Annotated in this window: 9 protein-coding genes, 13 tRNA genes and 3 rRNA genes; 23 read left to right on the top strand and 2 right to left on the bottom strand. The window is 50.3% G+C overall.

What is annotated here, in order from left to right; translation table 11 throughout:
• Positions 1 to 7: 7 nt before the first annotated feature.
• Positions 8 to 124: a cortex morphogenetic protein CmpA gene (gene cmpA, locus NST20_RS14970; RefSeq protein WP_100181618.1), complete on the bottom strand. Its 117-nt coding sequence runs from the start codon at positions 122 to 124 to the stop codon at positions 8 to 10.
• Between the two features lie 149 nt (positions 125 to 273).
• Between cmpA and NST20_RS14965 the strand changes: the two genes are divergently transcribed.
• The 21 genes from NST20_RS14965 (at position 274) to tsaD (ending at position 10,446) form a co-directional block, all read left to right on the top strand.
• Positions 274 to 765, top strand: coding sequence for a SprT family protein (locus tag NST20_RS14965; protein ID WP_017553282.1), 492 nt, complete (start codon positions 274 to 276; stop codon positions 763 to 765).
• Positions 766 to 876: 111 nt separating this feature from the next.
• A tRNA-Asn gene (locus tag NST20_RS14960) sits at positions 877 to 951 on the top strand.
• A gap of 4 nt (positions 952 to 955) precedes the next feature.
• Positions 956 to 1,046 (top strand) — tRNA-Ser (locus NST20_RS14955).
• A gap of 21 nt (positions 1,047 to 1,067) precedes the next feature.
• Positions 1,068 to 1,139: transfer RNA gene (locus NST20_RS14950), tRNA-Glu, on the top strand.
• Positions 1,140 to 1,163: 24 nt separating this feature from the next.
• Positions 1,164 to 1,239, top strand: a tRNA-Asp gene (locus NST20_RS14945).
• 1 nt (position 1,240) lies between these two features.
• A tRNA-Gln gene (locus NST20_RS14940) sits at positions 1,241 to 1,315 on the top strand.
• A 5-nt stretch (positions 1,316 to 1,320) separates the two neighbouring features.
• Positions 1,321 to 1,396: transfer RNA gene (locus tag NST20_RS14935), tRNA-Lys, on the top strand.
• Positions 1,397 to 1,403: 7 nt separating this feature from the next.
• Positions 1,404 to 1,485, top strand: a tRNA-Leu gene (locus NST20_RS14930).
• Positions 1,486 to 1,501: 16 nt separating this feature from the next.
• Positions 1,502 to 1,576: transfer RNA gene (locus tag NST20_RS14925), tRNA-Gly, on the top strand.
• A gap of 61 nt (positions 1,577 to 1,637) precedes the next feature.
• Positions 1,638 to 1,722 (top strand) — tRNA-Leu (locus NST20_RS14920).
• 5 nt (positions 1,723 to 1,727) lie between these two features.
• Positions 1,728 to 1,801, top strand: a tRNA-Arg gene (locus NST20_RS14915).
• Between the two features lie 121 nt (positions 1,802 to 1,922).
• Positions 1,923 to 1,996: transfer RNA gene (locus NST20_RS14910), tRNA-Pro, on the top strand.
• 7 nt (positions 1,997 to 2,003) lie between these two features.
• Positions 2,004 to 2,077: transfer RNA gene (locus NST20_RS14905), tRNA-Gly, on the top strand.
• A gap of 120 nt (positions 2,078 to 2,197) precedes the next feature.
• A 16S ribosomal RNA gene (locus tag NST20_RS14900) occupies positions 2,198 to 3,751 on the top strand.
• A 319-nt stretch (positions 3,752 to 4,070) separates the two neighbouring features.
• Positions 4,071 to 7,002 (top strand): 23S ribosomal RNA (locus NST20_RS14895).
• Between the two features lie 412 nt (positions 7,003 to 7,414).
• Positions 7,415 to 7,530 (top strand): 5S ribosomal RNA (gene rrf / locus NST20_RS14890).
• Together the 16S, 23S and 5S rRNA genes with 13 tRNA genes alongside form the textbook arrangement of a ribosomal RNA operon.
• A 16-nt stretch (positions 7,531 to 7,546) precedes the next feature.
• Positions 7,547 to 7,620: transfer RNA gene (locus NST20_RS14885), tRNA-Met, on the top strand.
• 197 nt (positions 7,621 to 7,817) lie between these two features.
• On the top strand, positions 7,818 to 8,273 hold the full coding sequence (gene tsaE / locus NST20_RS14880; RefSeq protein WP_013860668.1) for a tRNA (adenosine(37)-N6)-threonylcarbamoyltransferase complex ATPase subunit type 1 TsaE: 456 nt from the start codon (positions 7,818 to 7,820) through the stop codon (positions 8,271 to 8,273).
• A complete protein-coding gene (tsaB, locus tag NST20_RS14875; RefSeq protein WP_061567074.1) occupies positions 8,270 to 8,971 on the top strand; it encodes a tRNA (adenosine(37)-N6)-threonylcarbamoyltransferase complex dimerization subunit type 1 TsaB in 702 nt (233 codons plus the stop codon). The genes tsaE and tsaB overlap by 4 nt, the downstream gene beginning before the upstream one ends.
• 2 nt (positions 8,972 to 8,973) lie before the next feature.
• The gene (gene rimI / locus NST20_RS14870) at positions 8,974 to 9,429 is read left to right on the top strand and encodes a ribosomal protein S18-alanine N-acetyltransferase (RefSeq protein ID WP_013860666.1); all 456 of its coding nucleotides are present in this window, start codon (positions 8,974 to 8,976) and stop codon (positions 9,427 to 9,429) included.
• Positions 9,430 to 10,446, top strand: a complete 1,017-nt coding sequence (gene tsaD, locus NST20_RS14865) for a tRNA (adenosine(37)-N6)-threonylcarbamoyltransferase complex transferase subunit TsaD (RefSeq protein WP_013860665.1) — start codon at positions 9,430 to 9,432, stop codon at positions 10,444 to 10,446.
• Between the two features lie 303 nt (positions 10,447 to 10,749).
• On the opposite strand, the gene NST20_RS14860 is transcribed toward tsaD, so the two are convergent.
• The gene (locus tag NST20_RS14860; protein WP_029142999.1) at positions 10,750 to 12,669 is read right to left on the bottom strand and encodes an ABC-F family ATP-binding cassette domain-containing protein; all 1,920 of its coding nucleotides are present in this window, start codon (positions 12,667 to 12,669) and stop codon (positions 10,750 to 10,752) included.
• Positions 12,670 to 12,982: 313 nt separating this feature from the next.
• On the opposite strand from NST20_RS14860, the gene NST20_RS14855 reads away from it, so the two are divergent.
• Together NST20_RS14855 and tatC are read left to right on the top strand one after the other, a co-directional pair.
• On the top strand, positions 12,983 to 13,666 hold the full coding sequence (locus tag NST20_RS14855) for a redox-sensing transcriptional repressor Rex (RefSeq protein ID WP_019720794.1): 684 nt from the start codon (positions 12,983 to 12,985) through the stop codon (positions 13,664 to 13,666).
• Positions 13,667 to 13,816: 150 nt separating this feature from the next.
• Positions 13,817 to 14,581 carry a twin-arginine translocase subunit TatC gene (gene tatC / locus NST20_RS14850; RefSeq protein WP_342399755.1) on the top strand — a complete coding sequence of 255 codons (765 nt, stop codon included), beginning with the start codon at positions 13,817 to 13,819 and terminating at the stop codon, positions 14,579 to 14,581.
• The last annotated feature ends 9 nt before the right edge of the window (positions 14,582 to 14,590 follow it).

The following is a 14,590-nucleotide window of genomic DNA, read 5'->3' as shown; positions in this document are numbered from 1 at the left end:
GCGCCGGTCATGCGCGCATCTTCTTTTCATTGTAAAAAAACCAGCATTCATTTAGCAGTTTAATTTCACTGCGCCTTTTCTCGCAAAAAGCTCTCCGTATTTGGTTTTGAAACCATACCGGCACACAAACGCCCCCTTGTTCCTGAATGCTGAAACAAAACCAATCCCCCGCACTTTTTACTAAAGTATATGCTATAATAACTTGTCATGTGAAAAGAAAAGCGCGGGTGCCCGCGGCATCTATTTTCATTATGAGTAAGGGGGCTTACGGCCATGGATAACAAGGAACTGCAAGGTCTTGTGGAAAAAATATCGATGGAGTATTTTCACAAACCTTTCCGGCATGCAGCCTCATTTAATCCCCGGCTGCGGACCACCGGGGGAAGATATTTGTTAAAAAGCCACAATATCGAAATCAATAAAAAATATTTAGAAGAACTCGGGGAAAAAGAACTGATCGGCATTATCAAACATGAACTTTGCCATTACCATCTTCATCTGGAAGGGAAAGGATACCGGCACCGGGATGCGGATTTCAAACAATTGTTAAAGGAAACGGACGCGCCCCGCTATTGTACCGTCCTGCCGAGTAAAGCAGCTTCCCGCCCGTCCCGCCGCCCGTCCCCGCGTTACGAATATGTCTGCAGGGAATGCGGCATCCTATACAGAAGGCAAAGAAAGGTCAACACCAACCGGTACGTTTGCGGAAGATGCGGCGGCAAACTGGTGCTGCACAAAATGTATGCTGAACCGGGCCGGAAATAATGGGCATGGAGCATCTTCGAAACAAGCTTTAAAAATAAATTTCAAAACAGGGTTGACACCTTCGTGTCCCGTCATTATAATGTTAAGAGTCGACAAGATGTTGCTTGTTATTCCGCAGTAGCTCAGTGGTAGAGCAATCGGCTGTTAACCGATCGGTCGTAGGTTCGAATCCTACCTGCGGAGCCATTTTGGGGAAGTACTCAAGTGGCTGAAGAGGCGCCCCTGCTAAGGGCGTAGGTCGCGTAAGCGGCGCGAGGGTTCAAATCCCTCCTTCTCCGCCATACATACAAAGCAGTAATCGCGGCCCGTTGGTCAAGCGGTTAAGACACCGCCCTTTCACGGCGGTAACACGGGTTCGAATCCCGTACGGGTCATTTAAAACTTATCATATCATCAGTGGTTCCGTAGTGTAGCGGTTATCACGCCTGCCTGTCACGCAGGAGATCGCGGGTTCGATTCCCGTCGGAACCGCCATTGGGCCATAGCCAAGCGGTAAGGCAACGGACTTTGACTCCGTCATGCGCTGGTTCGAATCCAGCTGGCCCAGCCATTTTTGAGCCATTAGCTCAGTTGGTAGAGCATCTGACTTTTAATCAGAGGGTCGCAGGTTCGAATCCTGCATGGCTCACCATTTATCCGCGGGTGTGGCGGAATTGGCAGACGCACCAGACTTAGGATCTGGCGCCGCACGGCGTGGGGGTTCGACTCCCTTCACCCGCACTGTTTAGTATGATATGCGGAAGTAGTTCAGTGGTAGAACATCACCTTGCCAAGGTGGGGGTCGCGGGTTCGAATCCCGTCTTCCGCTCCATAAAAAATGATTGACATCCACAAAACCCTTTGATATAATGTAAAGGTGTCAAGTTAATAACGCGGTCGTGGCGGAATGGCAGACGCGCTAGGTTGAGGGCCTAGTGGGAGTTAAATCCCGTGGAGGTTCAAGTCCTCTCGGCCGCATTTACGCGCCCATAGCTCAATTGGATAGAGCGTTTGACTACGGATCAAAAGGTTAGGGGTTCGACTCCTCTTGGGCGCGCTATTTTTCATGCAAAAAAAGATCGGTTTCCATCTGCATAAAAAGCTTAAAAGCTTATCGAGCAGTTGAAAACTTTATAAAAACAGGCATTGGTTTTATAGTTTTTTGGGCCAGGGAAAAGCGGGAAATAGCTCAGCTTGGTAGAGCACATGGTTTGGGACCATGGGGTCGCAGGTTCGAATCCTGTTTTCCCGATTTGCATGCGGGTGTAGTTTAGTGGTAAAACCACAGCCTTCCAAGCTGTTGTCGTGGGTTCGATTCCCATCACCCGCTCCAAATTTTATGTTGACAGTGACTTGTTATCATGCTATACTTAATAAGTTGCTGCTTGAAATTGTTCCTTGAAAACTGGACCAAACGAAACGTCAAATTCTTTTTGAGCTTTTATCAAACATCTTTACTGAGAGTTTGATCCTGGCTCAGGACGAACGCTGGCGGCGTGCCTAATACATGCAAGTCGTGCGGACCTTTTAAAAGCTTGCTTTTAAAAGGTTAGCGGCGGACGGGTGAGTAACACGTGGGCAACCTGCCTGTAAGATCGGGATAACGCCGGGAAACCGGGGCTAATACCGGATAGTTTTTTCCTCCGCATGGAGGAAAAAGGAAAGGCGGCTTCGGCTGCCACTTACAGATGGGCCCGCGGCGCATTAGCTAGTTGGCGGGGTAACGGCCCACCAAGGCAACGATGCGTAGCCGACCTGAGAGGGTGATCGGCCACATTGGGACTGAGACACGGCCCAAACTCCTACGGGAGGCAGCAGTAGGGAATCTTCCGCAATGGACGAAAGTCTGACGGAGCAACGCCGCGTGAGTGAAGAAGGCCTTCGGGTCGTAAAACTCTGTTGCCGGGGAAGAACAAGTGCCGTTCGAACAGGGCGGCGCCTTGACGGTACCCGGCCAGAAAGCCACGGCTAACTACGTGCCAGCAGCCGCGGTAATACGTAGGTGGCAAGCGTTGTCCGGAATTATTGGGCGTAAAGCGCGCGCAGGCGGCTTCTTAAGTCTGATGTGAAATCTTGCGGCTCAACCGCAAGCGGTCATTGGAAACTGGGAGGCTTGAGTGCAGAAGAGGAGAGTGGAATTCCACGTGTAGCGGTGAAATGCGTAGAGATGTGGAGGAACACCAGTGGCGAAGGCGGCTCTCTGGTCTGTAACTGACGCTGAGGCGCGAAAGCGTGGGGAGCAAACAGGATTAGATACCCTGGTAGTCCACGCCGTAAACGATGAGTGCTAAGTGTTAGAGGGTTTCCGCCCTTTAGTGCTGCAGCTAACGCATTAAGCACTCCGCCTGGGGAGTACGGCCGCAAGGCTGAAACTCAAAGGAATTGACGGGGGCCCGCACAAGCGGTGGAGCATGTGGTTTAATTCGAAGCAACGCGAAGAACCTTACCAGGTCTTGACATCCTCTGACCTCCCTGGAGACAGGGCCTTCCCCTTCGGGGGACAGAGTGACAGGTGGTGCATGGTTGTCGTCAGCTCGTGTCGTGAGATGTTGGGTTAAGTCCCGCAACGAGCGCAACCCTTGACCTTAGTTGCCAGCATTGAGTTGGGCACTCTAAGGTGACTGCCGGTGACAAACCGGAGGAAGGTGGGGATGACGTCAAATCATCATGCCCCTTATGACCTGGGCTACACACGTGCTACAATGGATGGTACAAAGGGCTGCGAGACCGCGAGGTTAAGCCAATCCCAGAAAACCATTCCCAGTTCGGATTGCAGGCTGCAACCCGCCTGCATGAAGCCGGAATCGCTAGTAATCGCGGATCAGCATGCCGCGGTGAATACGTTCCCGGGCCTTGTACACACCGCCCGTCACACCACGAGAGTTTGTAACACCCGAAGTCGGTGAGGTAACCTTTACGGAGCCAGCCGCCGAAGGTGGGACAGATGATTGGGGTGAAGTCGTAACAAGGTAGCCGTATCGGAAGGTGCGGCTGGATCACCTCCTTTCTAAGGGGAAAAGCGTAGGGCGCTCGTTCATCGGCGTACGGATTTCGAAGTCTTCGACTGAGATAAAGGAAACACGATGAGCCTTAAAGGCGAATCGATGCCCGCTTATCGTAGGGAGAAGACGTAGAAATACGCTAGCCGATAGCGCCCGGAGCTAGACATAAAAGGAAAACCTTCGGTTTTCCGAAATTAAGTTTGGCGTTTCCGTTTTGTTCAGTTTTGAAGGTCCAATCCTTCAGTATGTGTTCTTTGAAAACCGGATAGGAGAAATAAACCAAGTAAACCGAGAATCGCTTATTTTTGGATTTAAACCTTTTATGGTTAAGTTAGAAAGGGCGCACGGCGGATGCCTTGGCACTAGGAGCCGATGAAGGACGGTACAAACACCGATATGCTCCGGGGAGCTGTACGTAAGCTTTGATCCGGAGATTTCCGAATGGGGAAACCCCCTGTCTTTAATCGGACAGGATTCCTGCCTGAATCCATAGGGCAGGAAGGGCACACCCGGGGAACTGAAACATCTCAGTACCCGGAGGAAGAGAAAGCAATTGCGATTTCCCAAGTAGCGGCGAGCGAACAGGAAACAGCCCAAACCGGAAGGCTTGCCTTCCGGGGTTGTAGGACACTCATATGGGAGTTACAAAAGAACGGGGTAAGTGAAGCGGCCTGGAAAGGCCTGCCGGAGAAGGTAAAAGCCCTGTAACTGAAACTTCGTTCTCTCCCGAGTGGATCCTGAGTACGGCGGGACACGAGGAATCCCGCCGGAATCCGGGAGGACCATCTCCCAAGGCTAAATACTCCCTAGTGACCGATAGTGAACCAGTACCGTGAGGGAAAGGTGAAAAGCACCCCGGGAGGGGAGTGAAAGAGATCCTGAAACCGTGTGCCTACAAGTAGTCAGAGCCCGTTAACGGGTGATGGCGTGCCTTTTGTAGAATGAACCGGCGAGTTACGGTCTCATGCAAGGTTAAGCTGAAGAAGCGGAGCCGCAGCGAAAGCGAGTCTGAACAGGGCGAAAGAGTATGAGGCCGCAGACCCGAAACCAGGTGATCTACCCATGTCCAGGGTGAAGGCAAGGTAACACTTGCTGGAGGCCCGAACCCACGCACGTTGAAAAGTGCGGGGATGAGGTGTGGGTAGCGGAGAAATTCCAATCGAACTTGGAGATAGCTGGTTCTCTCCGAAATAGCTTTAGGGCTAGCCTCAAGCGGAGAGTTTTGGAGGTAGAGCACTGTTTGGACGAGGGGCCCTCATCGGGTTACCGAATTCAGACAAACTCCGAATGCCAAAAACTTATGCTTGGGAGTCAGACTGTGAGTGATAAGATCCATGGTCGAAAGGGAAACAGCCCGGATCGCCAGCTAAGGTCCCAAAGTATACGTTAAGTGGAAAAGGATGTGGCGTTGCTTAGACAACCAGGATGTTGGCTTAGAAGCAGCCATCATTCAAAGAGTGCGTAATAGCTCACTGGTCGAGTGACGCTGCGCCGAAAATGTACCGGGGCTAAACGTATCACCGAAGCTGCGGATGGACACCGTTTGGTGTCCGTGGTAGGAGAGCGTTCTAAGGGCGTTGAAGCCGGACCGGAAGGACCGGTGGAGCGCTTAGAAGTGAGAATGCCGGTATGAGTAGCGAAAGAAGGGTGAGAATCCCTTCCACCGAATGCCTAAGGTTTCCTGAGGAAGGCTCGTCCGCTCAGGGTTAGTCGGGGCCTAAGCCGAGGCCGAAAGGCGTAGGCGATGGACAACAGGTTGATATTCCTGTACCGCCTCTTCACCGTTTGAACGATGGGGGGACGCAGGAGGATAGGGCAAGCGCGACACTGGTTGATCGCGTCCAAGCAGTTAGGCCGGTGCGGAGGCAAATCCTTCGCGCCAAGGCGGAGCTGTGATGGCGAGGGAAATTAAAGTACCGAAGTTCCTGATTCCACACTGCCAAGAAAAGCCTCTAGTGAGGTGAAAGGCGCCCGTACCGCAAACCGACACAGGTAGGCGAGGAGAGAATCCTAAGGTGAGCGAGAGAACTCTCGTTAAGGAACTCGGCAAAATGACCCCGTAACTTCGGGAGAAGGGGTGCTTTTTGGGGTGTATGCCCCGGGAAGCCGCAGTGAATAGGCCCAGGCGACTGTTTAGCAAAAACACAGGTCTCTGCGAAGCCGCAAGGCGAAGTATAGGGGCTGACACCTGCCCGGTGCTGGAAGGTTAAGGAGAGGGGTTAGCCGCAAGGCGAAGCTCTGAACTGAAGCCCCAGTAAACGGCGGCCGTAACTATAACGGTCCTAAGGTAGCGAAATTCCTTGTCAGGTAAGTTCTGACCCGCACGAAAGGTGTAACGATCTGGGCACTGTCTCAACGAGAGACTCGGTGAAATTATAGTACCTGTGAAGATGCAGGTTACCCGCGACAGGACGGAAAGACCCCATGGAGCTTTACTGCAGCCTGATATTGAATTTTGGTACAGCTTGTACAGGATAGGTAGGAGCCTTGGAAACCGGAGCGCCAGCTTCGGCGGAGGCATCGGTGGGATACTACCCTGGCTGTATTGAAATTCTAACCCGCACCCCTTACCGGGGTGGGAGACAGTGTCAGGCAGGCAGTTTGACTGGGGCGGTCGCCTCCTAAAAGGTAACGGAGGCGCCCAAAGGTTCCCTCAGAATGGTTGGAAATCATTCGCAGAGTGTAAAGGCATAAGGGAGCTTGACTGCGAGACTTACAAGTCGGGCAGGGACGAAAGTCGGGCTTAGTGATCCGGTGGTTCCGCATGGAAGGGCCATCGCTCAACGGATAAAAGCTACCCTGGGGATAACAGGCTGATCTCCCCCAAGAGTCCACATCGACGGGGAGGTTTGGCACCTCGATGTCGGCTCATCGCATCCTGGGGCTGTAGTCGGTCCCAAGGGTTGGGCTGTTCGCCCATTAAAGCGGTACGCGAGCTGGGTTCAGAACGTCGTGAGACAGTTCGGTCCCTATCCGTCGCGGGCGCAGGAAATTTGAGAGGAGCTGTCCTTAGTACGAGAGGACCGGGATGGACGCACCGCTGGTGTACCAGTTGTCTTGCCAAAGGCATCGCTGGGTAGCTATGTGCGGAAGGGATAAGTGCTGAAAGCATCTAAGCATGAAGCCCCCCTCAAGATGAGATTTCCCACAGTTTAACTGGTAAGATCCCTGAAAGATGATCAGGTTGATAGGTCCGGGGTGGAAGCGCGGTGACGCGTGCAGCTGACGGATACTAATCGATCGAGGACTTAACCAAATAGAAAAGCGAAGGTGCCTTGTTTAGCCCCGACAAGCGAATGTTCTGACCGGCATGGAGCCGTCTTTTGGCTCCGTGACGGGCAGGTGATTCGACCTCGAGGGGCTAGGCACCGGAGCTAGACAATAGAAAAGCGGAAGCGCCTTGGTCATCGGCGTATGAACTTCAAGGCCCCCGCCTGAGATAAAGGAAACACGACGAGCCCTAAAGGCGAGTCGATGCCCGCTTATCGTAGGAAAGGGGGACGGGAAGTTCACTAGCCGATAGGCGCTGGAGCTGGACAATTCTCAAAGTTAGAAGCAGAAACGCATTCTCAGTTTACAGTTTTTTCTCCCATCCGGTTTTCAGGGAATACAATTATTTCTCTTGATAAATAACAGCAACTGTGTTATACTATTTCTTGTCATTAAGGTCCGGTGGCGATGGCGGAAAGGTCACACCCGTTCCCATCCCGAACACGGAAGTTAAGCTTTCCAGCGCCGATGGTAGTTGGGGGTCTCCCCCTGCGAGAGTAGGACGCTGCCGGGCCTGAATATATTATTATCGCGGGGTGGAGCAGTCTGGTAGCTCGTCGGGCTCATAACCCGAAGGTCGCAGGTTCAAATCCTGCCCCCGCAATCGATCCAGAACAAGCAGCGGTTTGCCTGCTTGTTCTTTATATTTTTTTATCGTGTTTTTGCGTAATTGCCCAAAATCGGTTAAACTAGAATTGGATTGAAGCATCCTTAGGAACATTCCTAAGGTTTTTTTTATAAGGGGTGCCGTACTTGGGATTGACGGCAATTTGCGATAAAGTTGTAGAGGAGAGGCGGCAAATGGGAAATTATCGTTTCATTTCCAACAGCCCTGAAGAGACTTTTTCTTTCGCGGAAAAAATGGCTGCCCATCTGAAACCGGGGGATGTCCTTCTGCTGGAGGGTGACCTGGGGGCAGGAAAAACGGTTTTTACAAAAGGGATTGCGAACGGGCTGGGCATTCGCCGTACCGTGAACAGCCCGACTTTTACCATTATAAAGGAGTACCGGGGGAAACTGCCGCTGTATCATATGGACGTATACCGTTTGGAGGATGCACAGGAGGACCTTGGTTTTGATGAATATTTTGAAGGTGATGGCGTGACGGTTGTGGAGTGGGCACATTTTATCAAAGATTTGCTGCCTGAGAGCTATTTGGAAATCCGCATTTTCCGCTTTGAAGGAGACCGCAGGCTTATTGAAGCGGAACCGTTTGGGGTCCGTTATGTATCATTATGTGAGGAGATTTTTGGATGAAAGTTTTGGCAATCGATACTTCAAATGAAGTGCTGGGCGTTTCATTGGCCGATGATCATGTTGTGCTGGCCGAATATATGACAAACTTGAAAAAAAATCACAGTGTTCGCGTGATGCCGGCTGTGCAGGAGGTCATGGTGGCGTGCGGGATAAAGCCGGCTGAGCTGGATAAGATTGTGGTGGCAAAGGGGCCCGGATCTTACACCGGCATACGGATTGGCGTCACGATCGCAAAGACGCTGGCCTGGAGCCTTCAAATTCCATTGGCGGGGGTTTCCAGCCTGAAGTTGTTGGCGGCGTCCGGCCGTTATTTTGACGGGTATATTTCCCCGCTTTTTGATGCGCGCAGAGGGCGGATTTATACCGGTTTGTACCGCTATGAAAACGGGATTTTGCAAACGGCAGTGGAAGATTGCAATATATCATCCGCTGAATGGGGCACCCGGTTAAGTGCGCTGGGGGCGCCTGTGTTATTGATCGGCCAGCATGTTGCCCTTCATCAAGCCGTTCTTGCGGAAAAACTGGGAGACAAAATGACGGTAGCGGATTGGACCCTGCATAACCCGAGGCCGGGCGAACTGGCCAGGCTCGGGATGGATGAACCGGGCGCGGAGATACACACTTTCGTTCCAAATTACATACGGTTAGTAGAGGCAGAAGCCAAATGGCTTGAAAAGCATAAACGGGAGAGTCATTAAAAATGGAAAAAACGGGGAAAATAACGCTGCGGAAAGCCACGCTTAAAGATTTGGACGGAATATATAATGTAGAGATGCGATCTTTTACGATGCCGTGGACACGTGAAGCATTTTACAACGAACTGGTTCACAATCACTTTGCCACGTATCTTGTGCTTGTCGAGAATGAAAAGGTCATCGGTTATTGCGGCGTGTGGGTCATTGTCGATGAGGCGCACGTGACCAATCTTGCGGTGCTCCCGGAGTACCGGGGCCGGAAACTGGGAGAGACGCTGTTAAAAAATGTGATGGCTTATGCCGCATTGAACCATGCCAAAACGCTCAGCCTGGAGGTACGCGTCAGCAATATAGTTGCGCGCTCCTTATACAGGAAGCTCGGATTTCGGGAAGGCGGCATCCGGAAAGGCTATTACACGGATAATTATGAAGACGCAATTGTGATGTGGGTGAATTTATAAATGGAAAAAGATTTGTTGGTATTAGGCATAGAAACGAGCTGCGATGAAACGGCTGCAGCTGTCATTAAAAACGGGACGGAAATTGTTTCCAATGTGGTCGCTTCCCAGATTGAAAGCCACAAACGGTTCGGCGGGGTGGTGCCGGAGCTTGCATCCCGCCACCATGTCGAGCAGATTACCATTGTCATTGAGGAAGCGATGCAGCAGGCAGGCGCGGCTTTTAAAGACCTGGATGCGATTGCCGTGACAGAAGGGCCCGGGCTTGTGGGTGCGCTGCTTGTTGGCGTCAATGCTGCAAAGGCGCTCAGTTTTGCGCATCAGATTCCACTTGTCGGCGTCCACCATATTGCCGGCCATATTTATGCGAACCGGATCGGGCATGAGATGAAATTTCCGCTGCTTGCGCTCGTCGTTTCGGGCGGGCACACGGAGCTTGTGCTGATGAAGGGCCATGCCGAGTTTGAAGTAATCGGCGAAACGAGAGATGACGCGGCAGGGGAAGCTTATGACAAAGTGGCGCGGACGTTGAACCTTCCTTATCCGGGCGGTCCGCAGATTGACCGGCTTGCCCATGAAGGAAAGCCGGATGTTGATTTGCCGCGATCCTGGCTGGAAGGGACTTATGATTTCAGTTTCAGCGGGCTTAAATCAGCCGTCATTAATACCCTCCATAATGCCGCGCAGCGCGGGGAAAGCATTCGGCCTGAAGATATGGCTGCAAGCTTCCAGCAAAGTGTGATTGATGTATTGGTCGGTAAAACTGTGGAGGCGGCAAAAACGTTCGGCGTCAAAGAAGTGCTGGTCGCCGGCGGTGTTGCCGCGAACAAAGGATTGCGCGCTGCCCTTTCAGAAGCATTCCGGGATCTTCCTGAAGTGGACTTGCGCATCCCGCCGGTCCAGTTATGCACAGACAATGCGGCGATGATTGCCGCATGCGGGACGGTGCTTTTTGAAAAGGGAAAAAGAAGCGCCCTTGATTTAAATGCTTATCCCGGGCTGGACATTGAAAACTTTTAAAAAGGGTTGTGAAAAACCGGTGTATGGGAATCGCCCATACACCGGTTTTTTTGGAGATATGCAGGGGAATTGTGCACAATCTGTGGAAAAGTTGTTGATAAATGATTGGACTTGTGCAAAACTTTTAAATTTTTTTCCGGACAGGTTGTGGGTATTGTGGATAAATCTGTTGATAATTGTGGATTTTGTGGAAAAACGTTTTAAAAAGCAAGAAATCAATATACCGCCTGTGTATAAATCTGTGCATGGCACGCGATGCCAAAAATAAAAACCTGTGCAGAACATTTCCGCACAGGTCCAACATTACTCCGCCAGTTCGGCCCACTCTTCCATCAGCGCGTCCAGCTCCGTTTTCCGCTGCTCCAGTTCTTCTGTCAGCTCGCGGATTTTAATATGGTCCTGGAAGATTTCCGGGTCGGCCATTTTTTCTTCCCTGTCATGAATTTCTGTTTCCAACGTTTCAATTCTAGTTTCAATTTCTTCAATCCTCCGCTTTTTTTGCCGCTCGCGTTTTTTTGCTTCTTTATCCTGCCGATAGTTGTTTTTCGCCGGCTGTTCCGCTTTTACCTTTTCTTGTTTCGCGTTTTCCAGGCGCGCAATTTCCAGCATTTCTTCTTTTTTTTGCACATAATAATCATAGTCACCGAGAAATTCACGGGTGCCTTCCGGCGAGAGCTCCACCACTTTTGTGGCGATCCGGTTAATGAAATAGCGGTCGTGGGAAATGAACAGAATGGTTCCCGGGTAATCAATTAGCGCATTTTCCAGCACTTCTTTACTGTCCAAATCAAGATGGTTTGTCGGTTCATCTAAAATCAGAAAGTTCGCCTTTTCCAGCATCAATTTGGCGAGGGCAAGCCGGGCTTTTTCGCCGCCGCTTAAGGATGAGACGGTTTTTAAAACGTCATCGCCGGAAAAAAGAAAATTCCCGAGTGCCGTGCGGATTTCTTTTTCTGTTTTCAGCGGGTATGCATCCCATAATTCCCGGAGGACCGTTTTATTGGAAGATAGGTCGGCCAGTTCTTGATCGTAATAGCCGGTCATAACGCCTGAGCCGTATTCGATCGTGCCGGATATCAGCGGGATTCTCCGTATAATCGACTTCAAAAGCGTTGATTTGCCGATGCCGTTCGGGCCGACAAGGGCAACGCTGTCTTGTTTTTTAACTGAAAGATGGATGTTTTTGGCAACCGGCTCCCCACCGTAGCCGATGGCAGCATCCCGGACATGAAGGACTTCGTTCCCGCTTTGTTTGGCAATTTCAAACGAAAACCGGGCGGATTTTTCATCGCCAAGCGGCTTGTCCATCAATTCCATTTTTTCCAGCTGTTTCCGCCGGCTTTGTGCCCGCTTTGTCGTGGTGGCCCGGGCAATGTTTTTCTGGATGAATGCTTGCAATTTCGCAACTTCTTCCTGCTGCTTTTCATATTGCTTGACTTCCCGTTCGTACTGGGCGGCCTTTTGTTCCAGGTACCGGCTGTAGTTGCCGTGGTATTTTTTGATGGAATGCCTTGAGATTTCATAGACCTGGTTGACGACTTTATCCAGAAAATAACGGTCGTGGGACACGATCAGAATGGCGCCTTCATAGCCTTGTAAATACTGCTCCAGCCAGGTGAGCGTTTCGATATCGAGATGGTTTGTCGGTTCATCCAAAATTAAGATATCCGGCTTTGTGAGCAGCAACTTCGCCAATGCAAGGCGTGTTTTTTGCCCGCCGCTTAACGTCCGGATCGGGGTGCTGTAGTCGTACTGGTCAAAACGGAAGCCATGCAGAACGGACCGGATATCCGCTTCGATCTGATATCCGCCTCCATCTTTAAAGCGTGTCTGCAAAGTATCATAAGCGTGCAGCACTTTTTCATACTCCGCCCGGCGGTTATAAATCGCGGGGTCGGCCATTTTTTGTTCATATTCGCGGAGCTGTTTTTCCATATCCAGCAAATCTTTAAAAACCGACATCATTTCGTCCCAAATGGACAAATCTGATTCGAGCCCGGCATTTTGGGCAAGATAACCGATTTCGACACCATTCGGCACAATGATGGAACCTTCGTCATAAGAAAGCTGGCCGGCAATGATTTTCAGCAGGGTCGATTTTCCGGCCCCGTTTCTCCCGACCAAAGCGATCCGGTCTTTTGTTTGGATTTCTAATTTTATATCCGATAAAATAAGTTCAGCGCCATAATATTTTGTGACTTGTTGAACTTGCAGCAACATCATCGTTATGTTCACCTCTATATCATTGTAAGTGTACAGGAAGGCGAACTGCAACTCAACCGGCGTGATCGAAATTTGTCAAAAAACTTTTCACATAAATCCGTAAAAACCCATGAAAAAAATGCTCATTTGTGATATATTTAACATAGTTGGAGAGAGAAAAAGACGCATGCAGACATTTTTTAAAACATATTTTTTCTTTGTTCAGATAGGAGTAATATTATAATGAGGAATGGCAGCGCTGCCATTCCGGAATGGACGCACGATTGGAACCAGCAGCACGAAAAATTTAAGCTTTCAACTTGGGGGATTTCACATGAAGGATGAATCAGTAAAAATACCGCAAGCCACCGCAAAACGGCTTCCATTATATTACCGGTACCTGAGAAATTTATATACACTCGGCAAGCAAAGGGTATCATCGGCGGAACTGAGTGAAGCGGTGAAAGTCGACTCCGCCACGATACGCAGGGATTTTTCCTACTTCGGGGCACTTGGGAAAAAAGGTTATGGTTATAATGTAAAATATTTATTGTCTTTCTTCGGCAAGACGCTGAACCAGGATGAGATCACAAATGTAGCGCTGATTGGCGTGGGGAACCTCGGTACAGCCCTTTTGAATTACAATTTTTCGAAGAATAACAGCGCGCGGATTGTTATGGCATTTGACAATGACCCCGGGAAGGTGGGGAGCCATGTTGGCAATGTGCCTGTTTACAGCATGGACGAATTAAGAGAACGGCTTTGCGCGGAAGATGTAACGGTCGTGATTCTAACGGTCCCCGCTTCCAGTGCGCAGGCGGTGACAGACGAGCTTGCCAGTACGAATGTAAAAGGCGTTTTAAACTTTACGCCTGCCCGGCTGAACGTGCCGCCGGATATCCGTGTCCATCATATTGACCTGGCCGTGGAACTGCAGGCACTGATCTACTTTTTAAAACATTATTCAAATGATGAAGAAAATTTGAAAGAAACAAAAGAGCCGGTTGCGAAGCCATAGCCAAAAAGCTTTTTTTCCGTTATCATAATGGGTACAGGGGGTGGCCCGTTTGAAAACGGAATGCAGGCGCAAATGGAAATGGCCGGGTTTGGCTCTGGCGTGCAAAGGGAAAAGGGCGGATTCCACGCCGGCACTTAAAGGAGAACGGCGATGAATGCGAAAAAAATGCCGGTTACCGGACATATCCAGGAATTGAGAAAGCGGTTAATCACCGTTCTCATTTTCTTTCTGTTCGCCCTGGTTGTTGGCTTTTTTACCGCAAAGCCTGTTATACGTTATTTGCAGCACGCCGAAAATGCCGGCATGTTCATGATGAATGCCTTCAGGGTAACCGATCCCATTAAGGTTTTTATGGAAGTTTCGGTTGTGATCGCATGCCTGTTGACCCTGCCGGTGATTTTGTACCAGCTTTGGGCGTTTATAAGCCCGGGGCTGTATGAGAAAGAAAAGAAACTGACATTAAGTTACATTCCTGTTTCCATCCTGCTTTTTATAGCCGGCGTTTCTTTTTCCTATTTCGTGCTTTGTCCGCTGATGGTGAATTTTATGATGGGCTTGTCAAATGAAATGGGCATTCGTGCGGTGATCGGGATCAGGGAATATATTCAGTTTCTGCTGGAAATCACGCTTCCGTTTGGCTTTGTGTTCCAAATGCCGGTCGTGGTCCTGTTTCTGACCCAGCTTGGCATCATTACGCCGAGGCTGTTGAAAAAGGCAAGAAAATATGCGTATCTTGCTCTGATTGCAGCAGCCGGCATCATTACCCCGCCGGACGTGTTTTCGCAGCTGATTACCTTTGTCCCACTCGTTTTGCTGTATGAAGCGAGCACGCTGATTTCGAAAATGGCGTACCGCAATGCCCAAAAAGCGGCAAAAGAAATGCCAATGGATGAACAGACGATTCCTTCTGAATAAGAAAGCCGT

The organism is Weizmannia sp. FSL W8-0676 (assembly GCF_038593015.1).
GTDB lineage: Bacteria > Bacillota > Bacilli > Bacillales > Bacillaceae_C > Weizmannia > Weizmannia coagulans.
Note: the sequence above shows the minus strand (reverse complement) of the source record. Positions and strands in the feature narration are given on the sequence as shown.